Consider the following 15239-nt stretch of genomic DNA (forward strand, 5'->3'; position numbering starts at 1 on the left):
GTCACGGTCGGGCCGGTCACTTGGGGGTGACCACCTTGTAGTTCGCGGGCACCTTGGCGTCGGGGCGGCGCAGATACAGCGGCCGGGGCGGCGGCAGTTCCTCGCCGCGCGCCAGCTTCTCGGCGGCGACCGAGGCCAGCGCGGCGGCCGACTGGTACTCGGGCATCCCGGGCGGGACCTCGGCGAAGGCGGCCGGGTAGAGGAGCGCGCCCGCGCCGACGGCGGGCAGCCCGGCGGCCGGACCCTCGGTGAGGTCGGCGGGGTGGTCCACGGCGGGCTCGGTCACCCGGGTCCGCGGGTCGTCGTAGCGGGCCCAGTAGACCTCCTTGCGGCGCGCGTCGGTGGCCACCACGAAGGGTCCGGTGAGACCGGCCTGCCCGGCGGCGTACGCGATGCCGTCCAGCGTGCACAGCCCGTGGACGGGGATGCCGAGCACGGACCCGAAGGTCGCGGCCGTCACCAGCCCGACCCGCAGCCCGGTGTAGGGACCGGGGCCGACCCCGACGACGATCTCCGTCACCTCGGCCAGCTCGGTGCCCGCCGCCCGCAGGGTCCGGTGGACGGCGGGGAGCAGCAGCTCGCCATGGCGCCGGGCGTCGATGTCGGCGGACTCGGCGAGGACTTCGGAACCGTCGTGCAGGGCGACCGTGACGGCGGGGGTGGCGGTATCAAGAGCGAGCAACAGCACGAGGACAGCCTACGGCGCCCCCGGAAGATCGTTCTTCGGTGTACGGCGGCGTTGGTCCGCCCCCGCCGTCCGTTTTCGCGCCAAGGGCGCTCCAAGGGCGCTTTCGCACCAAGGGCGCATGCCGCATACCAAGGGCGCGCGCGTACCAAGGGCGCAACAGGGCCGCGGTGGAGCGCGGTGAGCGCGCACCCGTGCACCGTGCCGGTGCTACGGTCGGCATACGTATGTACGGGCCGTGAGCGCGTACTGACCGCAGGAGAGGATGTCCGCCGTGCCGAGGAGCAGCACCGCGCCCGCCGTCGCCGTTCTCACCGCCGCCGCGCTCGGCGCCGTCGGCTTCCTCGGCTACCAGGCCGCGGCGACCGCACCCGACCATCCCACCCAGGCCCGGCCCGGCTCGCACGCCGGAGAGTCGAAGGACCGGCCGAAGAAGGCGAAGAAGAAGTCCACGGTCCTGCCCAAGGGGTCGGGGACCGGTACGCGGGTCGTCTACGCGCTCGGGGACCGGCGGGTGTGGCTGGTCGGCGCGGACGGACGGGCCACCCGCACCTTCGAGGTCGGCCCCAGCTCGGCCAGCCCGGACCCGGGGACGTACCAGATCAGCTCACGGAACCAGGGCGGCGTGGGGTCGGACGGGGTGCAGGTCGAGAACGTCGTCGTCTTCCACTCGGAAGGGGGCGTGGTGTTCGGTTTCAGCGCGGCCATGGACGGCTCGATGCCGGACCCGAACGCGCGCAAGCGCACCGGCGCGGTGCGGGAGTCCCGAGCCGACGGATCGGCGATGTGGGAGTTCGCGCAGGTCGGCACCGCGGTCGTGGTGATCAAGTAGACGATCGGGCGGCGACGCTCGGGCCCTACGCGGCGTCGCGGCGCTCGCGCACGGGCTCGTCCGGCTCGGGCGCCTGCCGCTCCGCGGCGGGCCGGGCTTCCTCCACCGGCGGTGTGGACACCGCGCTGGCCGCCGCGCAGGCCGCCAGCAGATCCCTCATCGACGGTGAACGGCCATCGTCGCGGTGGTCTGTCCCGACGACGGGTTCCTGGGCCGACATGGATGCCTCCTGAGGGTCCTGGGGCATTCGGACGAACAGGGAAAAATCCGAAGGTGGTTAGGCACGCCTAACTACTCTCCCCCTCCCATGTGACCACGGCCTATGCCCACAGCGCAACATCATGCCGACGGCTTGTCGGAATGTACCCCGTGAGCCGTCCGTCATCCCTGTCGTTCACCCGTGCCGCCCGGGAGAGGTCCCCGGGCGGCCCGTGCCGTCATCCGGCCAGCGACGCCAGGTCCTCACCGGCCCACCGCGGACCGACCCCGGTGACCACCACCTCGCGGGGGTCGTCCGGGTCACCGGCCGCGCCGTCGCCCACCGCCCGCTCGATCAGCACATGCAGCCGGTCCTCCGACAGCCCCTCGACCTTGCCCTCGCCCCACTCGACGGCGATCACCGACTCCGGCAGCGACACATCGAGGTCGAGGTCCTCCATCTCGTCCAGACCGCCGCCCAGACGGTAGGCGTCCACATGGACCAGGGGCGGACCGGAGCCGAGCGAGGGGTGGACGCGGGCGATCACGAACGTCGGCGAGGTGACCGCGCCCCGCACGCCCAGGCCCTCCCCCAGGCCCCGGGTCAGCGTGGTCTTGCCCGCGCCCAGCTCACCGGTGAGCAGCACCAGATCGCCGGGGCGCAGCAGCTTGGCCAGCCTGCGGCCCAGGTCCCGCATCTGCTCGGGGGAGGTGACGGTGATACGTGTCGCTACGTCCATACCGGCCGATGGTACTCAGCCGGACACCCCGCGCCGGGCCCGTCCGTCGACCCCGCCCACCGCTCTGGCCAGCAGTTCGGTCAGATGTCCGTTGACCACCTCGGGGTGCTCGAGGATCACCAGATGACCGGCCTCCTCGATGATCACCAGCTCGGCGCCGGGCAGCAGCTCCGCGATGGCCTCGCTGTGCTCCATCGGGGTGATCAGGTCCTTGTCGCCCGCCAGCACCAGCACCGGCAGCCCGTCGAAGTGCGGCAGCGCCGCGGCCTTGTCATGGGCGAGGACCGCCGGATAGAACTCCGCGACCACATCGATCGGGGTGGCCTCGATCAGCCGCTCCGCGAACCGCGCGACACCGGGGTCCACGTCCTTCGAGCCGAACGAATAGCGCTTGATCAGCCCGGCGAAGAGATCGGCGGTGGCCCGGCGGCCCCGCTCGACCAGTTCCACCTGCCAGCCCAGCGCCTTCAGCAGCCCCGGCAGCACCCTGCGCACCGCGTTCACCCCGACGACCGGCAGGCCGAAGCTGACCTCGCCGAGACGGCCCGCCGAGGTGCTGAGGAACGCCACGCCGACCACCCGCTCCCGCACCAGCTCCGGGTACTGCGCGGCCAGCGCCATCAGCGTCATGCCGCCCATGGAGTGGCCGACCAGCACCAGCGGGCCCTCGGGCGCCGCGGCGTCGATGACCGCCTTCAGATCACGGCCGAGCTGGTCGATGGTGAGCGCGTCGCCGTCGGCCTGGGCGCAGCCGCGCGCCGAGCGGCCGTGGCAGCGCTGGTCCCAGTAGACGGTGCGGACCACCTCGCGCAGCGCGGAGCGCTGGAAGTGCCAGGAGTCCTGGGCGAGGCAGTAGCCATGGCTGAAGATCATGGTGACGGGGGCGGCCGCGGCCTTGCGGCCGAACCGCCGCTTGCGCCGGGACGGCGCGGGCGCGCTGCGCTCCCGGACCTCTTCGACCTCGTAGTGCAGCTCGGTGCCGTCGTCGGCCACCGCCGTGCCGGGGGTGCCGCGCAGGCTGCCGTACGGGCCCTCGGCGTCCAGCGCGAGCCGTGCCTTGCGCCGTACGCCGCGGCCGACCGTGAGGCGCTCCACGGCAACGCCCGCCGCCGCTCCGGCCGCGAGGACGCCGATCGCGGCGCCCGCGAACCCGGCTCCGCGCCTCCAGCTCACGGCTGTGGCCCCCGCCACGACTCGTGTCGCCATCTCTGCCGTGCTGTCGTCGCCCATGGTCAGATCCCTGTGCCCCCCGAATGACCTACATAAACGCGTGGTACCCGGGAACCCACACGGGTGACGATCTCATACGCGATCGTGCCCACGGCACGTGCCCAGTCCTCGACCGTCGGCTCGCCCCGGTCCCCCGGCCCGAAGAGCACCGCTTCCTCGCCCTCCTCCGCGCTGTCGCCGCCGAGGTCCACCACGAACTGGTCCATGGCCACCGTGCCCGCGACCGTCCGCCACTTCCCCGCGACCAGCACCGGGCCGACCCCCGATGCATGGCGCGGGATGCCGTCCGCGTAGCCGACCGGCACCAGGGCGAGGGTGGTCTCGCCGGGGGTGACATAGCGGTGGCCGTAGGAGACCCCGTGTCCACCCGGCACCCGCTTGACCGAGGCGAGCCGGGCGGACAGCGTCATCACCGGCCGCAGCCCGAAATCGGCGGGCACGCCGACCTCGGGGCTCGGCGAGATGCCGTAGGTGGCGATACCGGTCCGGACGAGGTCGAAATGGGACTGGGGAAGGGTCAAAGTGGCCGGGGAGTTGGCCAGATGGCGCACCTCCGGCCGCAGCCCCGCCCGCTCGGCGTGCCCGGCCATCTCGCGGAAGGTGGTCAGCTGGGCCTCGATGGAGGGGTGGCCCGGCTCGTCGGCGCAGGCGAAATGGGACCACACGCCCGTCACGCGTACGGTGCCTTCCGCCTCCGCGGCGCGGGCCTCGGCTACCAACTCCGGCCAGTCGGCGGGCTGGCAGCCGCTGCGGCCGAGTCCAGTGTCGGCCTTCAGCTGGATCCGGGCGGTCCGGCCCGCGGCGCGGGCCGCGGTGACGGCCTCGCGCAGCGCCCACACACCGCTGGCCGAGACGTCGATGTCCGCCTCGATCGCCTCCCGCCAGGGGCCACCGGGCGTCCACAGCCAGCACATCAGCCGACCGGTGTCACCCGCCGCGCGCAGCGCGAGCGCCTCCTCGGGCGTGGCCGTGCCCAGCCAGCTCGCACCGGCCTCGCGGGCGGCGCGCGCGCAGGGCAGCGCGCCGTGACCGTAGCCGTCCGCCTTGACGACGGTCATCAGCTCGGCGGTGGGCGCCGCGGCGCGCAGCGCCCGAACGTTGTCCCGCAGGGCGGCCAGGTCGACCACGGCACGGGCGCGCATCGGTGTCTCGTCCATCCCCGTCAGTCTCTCAGGCCCATGGGCCGACCGGAGTGTGTGCTTTTCCGCACAAGGTGCCCTCCGTTCGGGAGACTGTGGAGACTGTGACCATGAGGACTGCCTACAGCGTCGAAACCGTACGGGCCGCGGAGCGGGAGCTGATGGCGCGGCTGCCGGACGGAGCGCTCATGCAGCGGGCGGCGGCCGGACTGGCCGCCGCCTGCGCCGATCTGCTGCGCCGGGTGTCCGGCGCCCGGGTGGCCGTACTGGCGGGAAGCGGGGACAACGGGGGCGACGCGCTCTACGCGGGCGCCCGGCTGGCCCGGCGCGGCGCCGGGGTCACGGCGGTGCTGCTCGCCCCGGACCGGGCCCATCCGGGGGGTCTGCGCGCACTGCTCACGGCGGGCGGACGGGCCGTGGCGGCCGACGACGAACGCGCCGAACCGACCCTGGCCCGCGCCGAACTGGTCGTGGACGGAATCGTGGGCATCGGCGGCAAGGGCGGGCTGCGGACCGAAGCGGAGCGGCTGACGCGGGCGGTGCGCGGCACGGTCGTCGCCGTGGACCTGCCGAGCGGGGTGGACGCCGACACCGGGGAGGTCAAGGGCGCCGCGGTGCGCGCCGACGCCACCGTCACCTTCGGTACGTACAAACCGGGGCTGCTGATCGACCCGGCCCGGACCCACGCGGGTGCGCTGCGGCTGATCGGCATCGGCCTGGAGCCGTATCTGCCGCCCGTACCGGACGCGGAGGCGCTTCAGCACGCGGACGTGGCGGCGCTGCTGCCCCGGCCCTCGGCGGAGAGCGACAAGTACCGGCGCGGGGTGGTCGGTGTCGTGGCGGGCTCCGCCCGCTACCCGGGCGCCGCGGTGCTGGCCGTCGCGGGCGCGCTGCGCGGCGGCGCGGGGGCGGTGCGCTATGTGGGCCCGGCGGCCGACGCGGTCATCGCGCGCTTCCCCGAGACACTGGTGCACTCCGGTCCCCCGGCCAAGGCGGGCCGGGTCCAGGCGTGGGTGGTCGGCCCCGGCCTCGGCGACGGCGCGGCGGCCCGGCACTCGCTGGAGGACGTACTCCGCTCCGATGTCCCCGTCCTGGTCGACGCCGACGGGCTGCGCCTCCTGCCGCCCGGCGATCTGCGCACGCGCGAGGCGCCCACGGTGCTGACCCCGCACGCGGGCGAGGCCGCGGCCCTGCTCGGCGTCTCCCGCGAGGAGGTGGAGTCCGGGCGGCTGGCGGCGGTACGGGAGCTGGCCGGGCGCTATGGCGCCACGGTGCTCCTCAAGGGGTCCACCACCCTGGTCGCGGGCAAGGCGGGACCGGTGCGGGTGAACCCCACCGGCACCGGCTGGCTGGCCACCGCGGGCAGCGGCGATGTGCTGTCCGGGCTGACCGGCTCCCTGCTGGCGGCGGGCCTCGGCGCCGCCGACGCGGCCTCGGTCGGTGCCTATCTCCACGGCCTGGCGGCGCGCCGCGCGGCGGGCCCGCACGGCGCGCCGATCGCGGCGTACGACGTGGCGACGGCGCTCGCGGAGGCATGGCGGGACGTCCTGGCCTGACAGCACGGCCTGATGGCACGGGGTGCGCCGGCCGGGCGGCGGGGAAGGTCCCGCGGCGCCCTCGCCCGGCCCGGTCGCCGGGGCCCGCGAAGGGCCGCGCGCCCGGACCACGCCAGTGGTGTGGCCGGAAGTGATGCCTGAGCGCAAAACCGGTGGCACCCCGCGCGGCGGTCCGTAGCCTGGCCCGCATGACCACCCTGAGCCTGGACCGCTACGCCGCCGAAATCGTCACGCAGACCGAGCGGTTGAGGGACTGCGTCAAGGGCGCGGACCTCAACGCCCCGGTGCCCAGCTGCCCGGAGTGGACCCTCGGTCAGCTGCTGCGCCATCTGAACGGTGCGCACCGCTGGGCCGGGGAAGTGGTCGGCTCCCGGTCGGCGGAGCCAGTCTCCGACGACCTGGTCAACGACGTCCCGCGGATCGACGGCGAGAGCGCGGAGGCACTGGACGCCCAACTCGCCGACGGTGCCGCCCGGCTGGCGGAGACCCTGCGCGCGGCAGGGCCGGACGTACCGGTGTGGACGCCGGGACCGGGCGGCACCCCGATGTTCTGGGCCCGCCGGATGGCCTACGAGACGGCCGTGCACCGGGCGGACGCCGCCCTGGCCGTCGGCGTGGAGTACACCCTCGACGCGGAACCGGCGTCCGACGCGCTCGACGAGTGGATGGACTTCGGCACGGTGCCGGATGCCTATGAGTCCGAGCCCGCGCTGCTCGGTCCGGGCCGGACCCTCCGGTTCCAGGCCACGGACACCGGGGCACGCTGGCTGGTCGACCTCACCGGGCCCGCCCCGGTCTGGCGCCGTACCGACGAGGAGGCGGCCGTGACGGTGCGCGGCCCGCTGGCGGAACTGCTGCTGCTGATCTACCGGCGGCCCGCGCCCCGCGTCGACGTGCTCGGCGACACCGCCCTGCTGGAGCTGTGGCTGACGCGGACCGGCTTCTGGCTGGAGTGACGGGGGCGCCCCGGTAGCGCCCCCGTACAGCTCCACGGCTATCCGGCCGCCATGACGCCCTCGGGTCTGCGCGCCCGGTCGCTGATCTTCATCAGGATCGCGATCAGCACCCAGTTGGCCACCTGGGAGGAGCCGCCCGCGGCCAGGAACGGCATCGCCTTTCCGGTCAGCGGAAGCAGACCGGTGACCCCGCCCGCCACCACGAACACTTGAAGCGCCAGCGCCCCGGACAGCCCGGCCGCCAGCAGTTTGCCGAACGGATCGCGCGCCGCCAGCGCCGTCCGCAGGCCCCGTTCGATCAGCAGCGCGTACAGCAGCAGAACGGCCGTCGTCCCCGCGAGGCCCAACTCCTCGCCGACCGTGGTCAGGATGAAGTCCGAGCGCCCCGCGAACCCGATCAGATCGGAGTGGCCCTGGCCCAGACCGGTGCCGGTGACCCCGCCGGTGCCAAAGCTGAACAGCGCCTCCGCGGCCTGCGGAGAGGTGAGTCCGGGCGGCGGATCCGGCAGGTAGTAGTCCATGGGGTGCAGCCAGGCGACGATCCGGCCGTGCACATGCGGCTCCATCGAGCCCACGACATAGGCGCCGCCCGCGAACATCAGCAGCCCCGCCACCACCCAGCTGGTGCGTTCGGTGGCCGCGTAGATCATGATCACGAAGAGCCCGAAGAAGATCAGCGAGGTGCCCAGGTCCCGTTCGAAGACCAGCACCAGCAGACTCAAGACCCACACCGCCGCGATCGGCCCGAACTGCCTGCCGCGCGGGAGATGGAAGCCCAGCGCCCGGCGGCCCGCCAGCGCCAGCGCGTCCCGGTGCGCCGTCAGATAGCCCGCGAAGAACACCGCGATCCCGATCCGGACGAACTCCCCGGGCTGGAACGACAGCGCCCCCAGCCGGATCCAGCGCTTGGCGCCGTACAGGTCCCCGGGGAAGAACGCCGGGGCCATCAGCAGCACCAGGGAGACCAGGACGGTGACGTAGGTGTAACGGCGCAAGCGCCGGTCGTCCTTGAGCAGCGCCAGGACCCCCAGGAAGACGACCAGGCCGATGACGGTCCACCGCACCTGGGCCGGCGCCATCGCCGGGGAGTTGTAGCGCTGGGCGTAGGACTGGTCCAGGCGATGGATCAGCACCAGGCCGAGCCCGCTCAACGTGACGGCCAGCGGCAGAATGAGGGGGTCGGCGTACGGGGCGAAGCGGCGCACCGCGAGCTGGGCCACCGCAGTGAGCAGCACCGCCCCGAGCGCGTACGCGGGCAGGTGGCCGGGCAGTTCCCCGTCGAGGGCCAGACCCACCGAGGCGTACCCCAGCAGTGTCAGGACCGCCGCCAGCCCCAGCAGACGTAATTCGGCCGCACGTTCCATGTGTTTCCCCCGTCACGTGTGGATTCCGGAGGGGAAGAGGGCGCGACGCACCGGGACGGTTCCGCGTGGGGACCGACGGCCAGGGCCCAACGCCTGTCGTTCAAAGGGGACTAGAGCTGGCGGAGGTGGTCCCGCAGGGTCCGGGCGACCCGGGCCATCAGCGCCTCGGCGCCGGGCTGGCTGCTCGCGGGCACCACGGACTCGGTGAGCACGGCAACGGCGAAGCTCTGGCCGTCGGCGTGCTCCACGACACCGATCTCATGGCGGAGGTTGAGGAGGGTGCCGGTCTTGGAAGACCAGATGGCGGCGTCCGAGACGAAGTCCGGGGCGAGGCGTTGCCGCATCAGGTTGTGGGCCATCAGACCGCGTACCCGCTCGGCCGCCTCCGGGTGGATCGCCGACGGTGTCCACAGGGCTTGCAGCAGATCGGCCCAGGCGCGGGCACTGCCGGTATTGGCGCGGGTGGTGTCGAGCTGCGGCACCCGGTGGCCGCGGCCCGAGGTGCCCGCGTCGATGGCGAGGGCGTGGGCGAGATGGGCCTGTCCACTGTCGAAGCGTTCCTCGGGGGTGTCGGACAGCTCGTGCATGGTGTGCCGGACGGTGATGCCGTGCAGACCGAGTTCGTGGAGGATCTGCGTGACCCGGTCGGGCGGGGTGAGCTCGAACAGCGCGTCGGCGGCGGTTCCGTCGCTGACGCAGGTGCTCAGATAGACCAGGTCGTCGACGGCGACCCGGGCGGGATGGCGGAAGCGGCTCAGCCCGGTCGGGCCGGGGGTGGTGATCCCCCCGGGCCGCACCTCCAGCGTGGTCGCCCCGTCGAGTTCACCGCGCCGGATGCGCTCGGCCGTCGCCAGCGCGAGCGGCACCTTCACCAAGGAGGCGGACGGCAGTTGGGCATCCGGTTCGATGCCCAGCTCCTCGCCGGTGCGCAGATCCCGGACCAGCAGATAGCCGCGCAGACCGCCGTCGCGCAGCTGTCCGCGCATCTCGCGCAGCAGCCCCTCGGTCATGTCACGCCCCCTTCGGTGGACGGTACGGCGCCGAGGCAGCGCGCTATCGCGTCGCCCAGGCGGGCCTGGATGTGCCGGGGGTTACCGGCCGCGGCGGCCGTGACGGCGTAGCCCCGGGTGAGGGTGAGTTCGCCCATGGGCCGCCAGTTCAGGGCCAGTTCACGGGCCTGGGCGGGTGAGCACAGCAGCAGATCGTCGGAGCACAGGACGTCCGCCGCGGCCGTGGTGAGGTCGTCGGCGACCACGAGCTGCGCGGGCCGCAGCCCGAGCGCGTCCCGCAGCCGGGTCAGCGGATCGCGGATGTGCGGGACGTCGTCCTCCGGCTGGATCCGGATCCGGCGGGGCGGTTCGGGGGCGCCCCGGCCCATCCGCAGGGCCTCCAGGTAGAGGCGCTTCACCCCGGGGTTCCGGACCCCGGCCAGCCCGAGCGGCACCGACCACAGCGCCTCGTCCGGCGGCACCGGCAGCAGGGCGGCCCGCACCTGCTGGGAGCGGACCAGCTCCTCCCGCCGGCGCGGCGGCGCGACCCGGAGGTCGAGGGTGACACCGTGCCCCCGCGCGTCGGCCACCAGCTGGGCGAGGTCGACGGTGGAGCAGATACCGGGCATCGCCAGCCGCCACGGCTTGTGCTTGGCGGCCTCCGCCTCGTGGTGCAGCACATCGGCCGCCTGGACCAGCTGCCGGGCGGCGGGCAGCAGCTCGTGGCCGAAGGGGGTGAGGACGGCCTGCCGCGAGGTGCGCTCGAACAGCCGCTCCCCGAAGTGCGCCTCCAGCGCGGCGATCCGGCGGCTGGCCACCGGCTGCGACATCCGGGCTGCGGCCGCCCCGACGGTGAAACTGCCGCGCTCACTCACGCTCACGAACGCGCGGCACGCTCCCACCAGATCCACAACCGCCACTCCACACCACTGTCATGCCATTTCCGAATGGAAACCCTCAGAAGTGTATTGGACCGTATGGCCGAACGCGGCAAGGGTGTGCGCAGAAGGCATCCCATCCCCCATATGTCCTGTCATACAGGGCAGATCAGGAGGTACCGGACCATGCGGCAGACCCGTGCCCGGCGCGCCCTTCGCGGTGCGCTCACCACCCTCGTCCTCGTCCCGCTCGCGGCCTGCGGCCAGGACGACTCCTCGCCGTCGTCGGCCTCCATGGCGGCGAAGCCCGCCGCCACCCGCTCGTTCACCGACGAGTTCAAGGGCCTGGAGCAGAAGTTCGACGCACGCCTGGGGGTCTACGCCATCGACACCGGAACCGGGCGGGAGGTGGCGTACAACGACGGCGCCCGCTTCCCCTTCGCCTCCACCTTCAAGGCCATGGCCGCCGGGGCCATCCTGCGCGAGCGCTCGCTCGACGGCATGGACAAGAAGATCACGTACTCCAAGGACGATCTGATCGAATGGTCCCCGATCACCGAGAAGCATGTCGACACCGGAATGACCCTGGGTGAGCTGTCCGACGCCGCCGTCCGCTACAGCGACAACACCGCGGCCAATCTGATCCTCGAAGAACTCGGCGGCCCCAAGTCGCTCGACGCCGCGTTGGAGAAGATGGGCGACGACATCACCCGGATGGAACGGAACGAACCGGGTCTGAACGACTGGAACCCCAAGAACACCCGGGACACCACCACTCCCCGGGCGTTCGCCAAGGACCTGCGCTCCTTCGTCCTCGGTGACACGCTCGAGAAGCCCGAACGCGCACAGCTCGCCGACTGGCTGAAGAGGAACACCACGGGCGCGACAACCATCCGGGCGGGCATGCCCAAGAACTGGACGGTCGGTGACAAGACCGGCACCGGCGCCACCTACGGCTCCCGCAACGACATCGCGGTGGTGTGGCGCCCCGGTGCGGACCCCATCGTCGTGGCGATCATGACGAACCGCACCGCGAAGGACGGCAAGCCCGACGACCGGCTGCTGGCGCAGGCCGCCGGGGTGGTGGCCGACACCCTCAAGTAGCGGGTACGGGACCGCCCGGAACGGGCCAAGGGTCCGGGAGCCGGGTCACCCCTCGGCGATCACCACCGCGGAGGCGACCCCCGCGTCATGGCTCAGCGAGACATGCCAGCCACGGACGCCCAGCTCCGCCGCGCGCTCCGCGACCGTGCCGCGGACGGTCAGCCGCGGACGGCCGGAGTCCTCGGTCACGATCTCGGCGTCCGTCCAGCGCAGTCCGCCCGGCGCGCCCAGCGACTTGGCCAGCGCCTCCTTGGCGGCGAACCGGGCGGCGAGCGACGCGATCCCGCGTCGCTCGCCGCTCGGCAGCGTCAGCTCGTCCGCCACGAACAGCCGCTCCGCCAGCCCCGGCGTACGCCGCAGGGCATCGGCGAAGCGGTCGATCTCGGCCACATCGATACCGACACCGATGATCACGGGATCACGATCACTCGACGGTCACCGACTTGGCCAGGTTGCGCGGCTGGTCCACCTCGTTGCCGCGCGCGGTCGCCAGCTCGCAGGCGAAGACCTGGAGCGGCACGGTGGCCACCAGCGGCTGGAGCAGGGTCGGGGTCGCGGGGATCTCGATCAGGTGGTCGGCGTAGGGCGCCACCGCCTCGTCGCCGCGCTCGGCGATCACGATCGTGCGGGCACCGCGCGCCCGGATCTCCTGGATATTGGAGACGATCTTGTCGTGGAGGACCGACCGCCCGCGCGGCGACGGCACCACGACGACCACCGGGACGTCCTGCTCGATCAGCGCGATCGGACCGTGCTTCAGCTCACCGGCCGCGAAGCCCTCGGCGTGCATGTACGCCAGCTCCTTGAGCTTGAGCGCACCCTCCAGCGCCACCGGGAAGCCCACATGGCGCCCGAGGAAGAGCACCGTGTTCTTGTCGGCCAGGGTGCGGGCCAGCTCGCGCACCGGCTCCATCGTCTCCAGGACCTGTTCCACCTGGGTGGCGATCTCCGACAGCTCGCGGATCACCGAGATGATCTCGTCGCCCCACTTGGTGCCGCGTACCTGCCCCAGGTACAGCGCCACCAGATAGCAGGCCACCAGCTGGGTGAGGAACGCCTTGGTCGAGGCGACCGCGACCTCGGGACCGGCGTGGGTGTAGAGCACCGCGTCGGACTCGCGCGGAATCGTCGAGCCGTTGGTGTTGCAGATCGCCAGCACCTTGGCGCCCTGCTCACGGGCGTGGCGCAGCGCCATCAGGGTGTCCATGGTCTCGCCGGACTGCGAGATGGCGATCACCAGGGTGCGCTGGTCCAGGATCGGGTCCCGGTAGCGGAACTCGCTCGCCAGCTCCGTCTCGCAGGGGATCCGCGTCCAGTGCTCGATGGCGTACTTCGCGATCATCCCGGCGTGGTACGCGGTGCCGCACGCGACGATCACGACCTTGCTGACCTCGCGCAGCACGGAGGCGGGGATGCGGACCTCGTCCAGGCAGAGGCTGCCGGAGAGGTCGATCCGGCCGAGGAGGGTGTCCGCGACCGCCTTCGGCTGCTCGGCGATCTCCTTGAGCATGAAGTAGTCGTAGCCGCCCTTCTCGGCGGCGGAGGCGTCCCAGTCCACGTGGTACGGACGGACCTCGGCGGGCGCCCCGTCGAAGTCGGTCACCGTCACCGCGTCGCGGCGGGCCTCGACCACCTGGTCCTGGCCCAGCTCGATGGCCTCGCGGGTGTGCGCGATGAAGGCGGCCACATCGGAGGCGAGGAACGCCTCGTCCTCACCGACCCCGACCACCAGCGGCGAGTTCCGGCGCGCCCCGACCACCACATCGGGCGCGTCCGCGTGCACCGCGACCAGGGTGAAGGCACCCTCCAGCTGACGGCACACCTGGCGCATCGCCTCGGCCAGGTCACCGCAGGAGGAGAAGGACTCGGCGAGCAGATGCGCCACGACCTCGGTGTCGGTCTCCGAGGCGAGGTCATGGCCGCGCTCGGCCAACTCGGCGCGCAGCACCGCGAAGTTCTCGATGATGCCGTTGTGGACGACCGAGACCCGGCCCGCATTGTCCAGGTGCGGATGGGCGTTGGCGTCGGTCGGGCCGCCGTGGGTGGCCCACCGGGTGTGGCCGATCCCGGTGCCCCCGTTGGGCAGCGGCCGGTCGGCCAGCTCCTTCTCCAGGTTGGCGAGTTTGCCCGCCTTCTTGGCGGAGGCCAGTCCGCCGTCGGCGAGCACGGCCACCCCGGCCGAGTCGTAGCCGCGGTACTCGAGCCGCTTGAGACCGGCCAGGACAACATCGAGGGCGGACTGCCCTCCCACATAACCAACGATTCCGCACATGAAGGCAGCGTACGACCCGCCCGCTCGGGGACGGACGACGGCCCGCGCGTCGCGCACGCCGCGCGGTGTGCTCGGGCGCCGCAGGTGCCCTGCCGGGATGACCGGGAGTGGCCCGGTCATGGCCCGGTGGTGGCCCGATGGTGACCCGGGGATGGCCCCCCGGGGGTGACCGACCCCACGCCGTCCGCACCCCACAGTTCCGGGCCCAGCCCCGACAATGAAGGGGTGATCACGTCAACTGCGCGCGGTGCGCGCACCGTGCGCGCACCGCAGCGGCGGAGCGAGGCCAGCCCGTACGTGGATCTCTCGCGCGCGGAGTGGAGCGCACTGCGGGACAAGACCCCGCTGCCGCTGACCGCCGCGGAGGTCGAGCGGCTGCGGGGGCTCGGCGACGTCATCGACCTCGACGAGGTGCGGGACGTCTATCTGCCGCTGTCCCGGCTGCTCAACCTCTACGTCGCGGCCACCGGACGGCTGCGCGGCGCCCTCAACACCTTCCTCGGGGACACCAAGAAGGGCAGCGGCACCCAGCCCGGCACCCCCTTCGTCATCGGGGTGGCGGGCAGTGTCGCGGTCGGCAAGTCCACCACCGCCCGGCTGCTCCAGGCGCTCCTGGCCCGCTGGCCGGAGCATCCGCGCGTCGAGCTGATCACCACCGACGGCTTCCTCTACCCCAACACCGAGCTGCACCGGCGCGGGCTGATGTCCCGCAAGGGGTTCCCCGAGTCGTACGACCGCCGGGCGCTGACCCGCTTCGTCGCCGATGTGAAGGCGGGCAAGGCGGAGGTCTCCGCGCCGGTCTACTCGCATCTGATCTACGACATCGTCCCGGACGAGCGGCTGACCGTGCACCGCCCCGACATCCTGATCGTCGAGGGGCTCAATGTGCTGCAACCGGCGCTGCCGGGGAAGGACGGGCGGACCCGGGTCGGGCTCGCCGACTTCTTCGACTTCAGCGTGTACGTGGACGCCCGTACCGAGGACATCGAGAGCTGGTACCTCGGCCGCTTCAGGAAGCTGCGCGAGACCGCCTTCCAGGACCCGTCCTCATACTTCCGCAAGTACACCCAGGTCTCCGAGGAGGAGGCGCTGGACTACGGCCGGATGATCTGGCGGACCATCAACAAGCCCAATCTCCAGCAGAACGTGCAGCCCACCCGCGGGCGGGCCACGCTCGTCCTCCGCAAGGGGCCCGACCACAAGGTGCAGCGGCTCTCCCTGCGCAAGCTCTGAGGAGCCCCGGCCGTACTGCGCGGAGGGGCCGCGTACGGCAGCCCCTCCGCGATGCGTTCCCGC

At 72.8% G+C, this 15239-nt stretch carries 15 protein-coding genes; 5 read left to right on the top strand and 10 right to left on the bottom strand.

What is annotated here, in order from left to right; all coding sequences use genetic code 11:
• Positions 1-16: 16 nt before the first annotated feature.
• Positions 17-688 carry a tRNA (adenosine(37)-N6)-threonylcarbamoyltransferase complex dimerization subunit type 1 TsaB gene (gene tsaB, locus AC4BEG_RS13825; RefSeq protein ID WP_490706193.1) on the bottom strand — a complete coding sequence of 224 codons (672 nt, stop codon included), beginning with the start codon at positions 686-688 and terminating at the stop codon, positions 17-19.
• A gap of 262 nt (positions 689-950) precedes the next feature.
• Here tsaB and AC4BEG_RS13830 point away from each other — a divergent pair, with 262 nt between their 5' ends.
• Complete coding sequence (locus tag AC4BEG_RS13830) at positions 951-1517, top strand: hypothetical protein (RefSeq protein WP_490706194.1); 567 nt, start codon at positions 951-953, stop codon at positions 1515-1517.
• A 25-nt stretch (positions 1518-1542) separates the two neighbouring features.
• On the opposite strand, the gene AC4BEG_RS13835 is transcribed toward AC4BEG_RS13830, so the two are convergent.
• The 4 genes from AC4BEG_RS13835 to alr form a co-directional block, all read right to left on the bottom strand.
• Positions 1543-1737, bottom strand: coding sequence for a hypothetical protein (locus AC4BEG_RS13835; protein ID WP_490706195.1), 195 nt, complete (start codon positions 1735-1737; stop codon positions 1543-1545).
• Positions 1738-1954: 217 nt separating this feature from the next.
• Entirely contained in the window at positions 1955-2455 is a 501-nt protein-coding gene (gene tsaE, locus AC4BEG_RS13840) for a tRNA (adenosine(37)-N6)-threonylcarbamoyltransferase complex ATPase subunit type 1 TsaE (protein ID WP_490706196.1), read from the bottom strand.
• Between the two features lie 15 nt (positions 2456-2470).
• On the bottom strand, positions 2471-3685 hold the full coding sequence (locus tag AC4BEG_RS13845; protein ID WP_490706197.1) for an alpha/beta fold hydrolase: 1215 nt from the start codon (positions 3683-3685) through the stop codon (positions 2471-2473).
• 2 nt (positions 3686-3687) lie between these two features.
• Positions 3688-4842 (bottom strand): alanine racemase, encoded by a 1155-nt coding sequence (alr, locus tag AC4BEG_RS13850; protein WP_490706198.1) that lies wholly within the window; start codon positions 4840-4842, stop codon positions 3688-3690.
• 92 nt (positions 4843-4934) lie between these two features.
• On the opposite strand from alr, the gene AC4BEG_RS13855 reads away from it, so the two are divergent.
• Entirely contained in the window at positions 4935-6380 is a 1446-nt protein-coding gene (locus tag AC4BEG_RS13855) for an NAD(P)H-hydrate dehydratase (RefSeq protein WP_490706199.1), read from the top strand.
• Between the two features lie 188 nt (positions 6381-6568).
• Positions 6569-7336, top strand: coding sequence for a maleylpyruvate isomerase family mycothiol-dependent enzyme (locus tag AC4BEG_RS13860; protein WP_490706200.1), 768 nt, complete (start codon positions 6569-6571; stop codon positions 7334-7336).
• Positions 7337-7374: 38 nt separating this feature from the next.
• On the opposite strand, the gene AC4BEG_RS13865 is transcribed toward AC4BEG_RS13860, so the two are convergent.
• The 3 genes from AC4BEG_RS13865 to AC4BEG_RS13875 form a co-directional block, all read right to left on the bottom strand.
• Entirely contained in the window at positions 7375-8700 is a 1326-nt protein-coding gene (locus AC4BEG_RS13865) for an FtsW/RodA/SpoVE family cell cycle protein (RefSeq protein WP_490706201.1), read from the bottom strand.
• A 110-nt stretch (positions 8701-8810) separates the two neighbouring features.
• Entirely contained in the window at positions 8811-9710 is a 900-nt protein-coding gene (locus tag AC4BEG_RS13870) for a serine hydrolase (RefSeq protein ID WP_490706202.1), read from the bottom strand.
• Positions 9707-10570 (bottom strand): LysR family transcriptional regulator, encoded by an 864-nt coding sequence (locus AC4BEG_RS13875; RefSeq protein WP_490706203.1) that lies wholly within the window; start codon positions 10568-10570, stop codon positions 9707-9709. Before AC4BEG_RS13875 ends, AC4BEG_RS13870 begins: the two co-directional genes overlap by 4 nt.
• Positions 10571-10753: 183 nt before the next feature.
• Between AC4BEG_RS13875 and bla the strand changes: the two genes are divergently transcribed.
• On the top strand, positions 10754-11671 hold the full coding sequence (bla, locus tag AC4BEG_RS13880) for a class A beta-lactamase (protein WP_490706204.1): 918 nt from the start codon (positions 10754-10756) through the stop codon (positions 11669-11671).
• 45 nt (positions 11672-11716) lie between these two features.
• Here bla and AC4BEG_RS13885 read toward each other — a convergent pair whose 3' ends face one another.
• Together AC4BEG_RS13885 and glmS are read right to left on the bottom strand one after the other, a co-directional pair.
• Entirely contained in the window at positions 11717-12085 is a 369-nt protein-coding gene (locus AC4BEG_RS13885; protein WP_490706205.1) for a holo-ACP synthase, read from the bottom strand.
• Between the two features lie 10 nt (positions 12086-12095).
• Positions 12096-13943 carry a glutamine--fructose-6-phosphate transaminase (isomerizing) gene (gene glmS, locus AC4BEG_RS13890; RefSeq protein ID WP_490706206.1) on the bottom strand — a complete coding sequence of 616 codons (1848 nt, stop codon included), beginning with the start codon at positions 13941-13943 and terminating at the stop codon, positions 12096-12098.
• Between the two features lie 225 nt (positions 13944-14168).
• Here glmS and coaA point away from each other — a divergent pair, with 225 nt between their 5' ends.
• The gene (gene coaA, locus AC4BEG_RS13895) at positions 14169-15176 is read left to right on the top strand and encodes a type I pantothenate kinase (RefSeq protein WP_490706207.1); all 1008 of its coding nucleotides are present in this window, start codon (positions 14169-14171) and stop codon (positions 15174-15176) included.
• Positions 15177-15239: the final 63 nt, after the last annotated feature.

This window comes from Streptomyces sp. JLBJ103, assembly GCF_058215575.1.

Bases quoted from the DNA above. Each gene is read 5' to 3' on its own strand.
- AC4BEG_RS13830 (WP_490706194.1), top strand. From the start codon at position 951: ATGTCCGCCGTGCCGAGGAGCAGCACCGCGCCCGCCGTCGCCGTTCTC.
- AC4BEG_RS13835 (WP_490706195.1), bottom strand. From the start codon at position 1,737: ATGTCGGCCCAGGAACCCGTCGTCGGGACAGACCACCGCGACGATGGC.
- tsaE (WP_490706196.1), bottom strand. From the start codon at position 2,455: ATGGACGTAGCGACACGTATCACCGTCACCTCCCCCGAGCAGATGCGG.
- AC4BEG_RS13845 (WP_490706197.1), bottom strand. From the start codon at position 3,685: ATGGGCGACGACAGCACGGCAGAGATGGCGACACGAGTCGTGGCGGGG.
- alr (WP_490706198.1), bottom strand. From the start codon at position 4,842: ATGGACGAGACACCGATGCGCGCCCGTGCCGTGGTCGACCTGGCCGCC.
- AC4BEG_RS13855 (WP_490706199.1), top strand. From the start codon at position 4,935: ATGAGGACTGCCTACAGCGTCGAAACCGTACGGGCCGCGGAGCGGGAG.
- AC4BEG_RS13860 (WP_490706200.1), top strand. From the start codon at position 6,569: ATGACCACCCTGAGCCTGGACCGCTACGCCGCCGAAATCGTCACGCAG.
- AC4BEG_RS13865 (WP_490706201.1), bottom strand. From the start codon at position 8,700: ATGGAACGTGCGGCCGAATTACGTCTGCTGGGGCTGGCGGCGGTCCTG.
- AC4BEG_RS13870 (WP_490706202.1), bottom strand. From the start codon at position 9,710: ATGACCGAGGGGCTGCTGCGCGAGATGCGCGGACAGCTGCGCGACGGC.
- bla (WP_490706204.1), top strand. From the start codon at position 10,754: ATGCGGCAGACCCGTGCCCGGCGCGCCCTTCGCGGTGCGCTCACCACC.
- glmS (WP_490706206.1), bottom strand. From the start codon at position 13,943: ATGTGCGGAATCGTTGGTTATGTGGGAGGGCAGTCCGCCCTCGATGTT.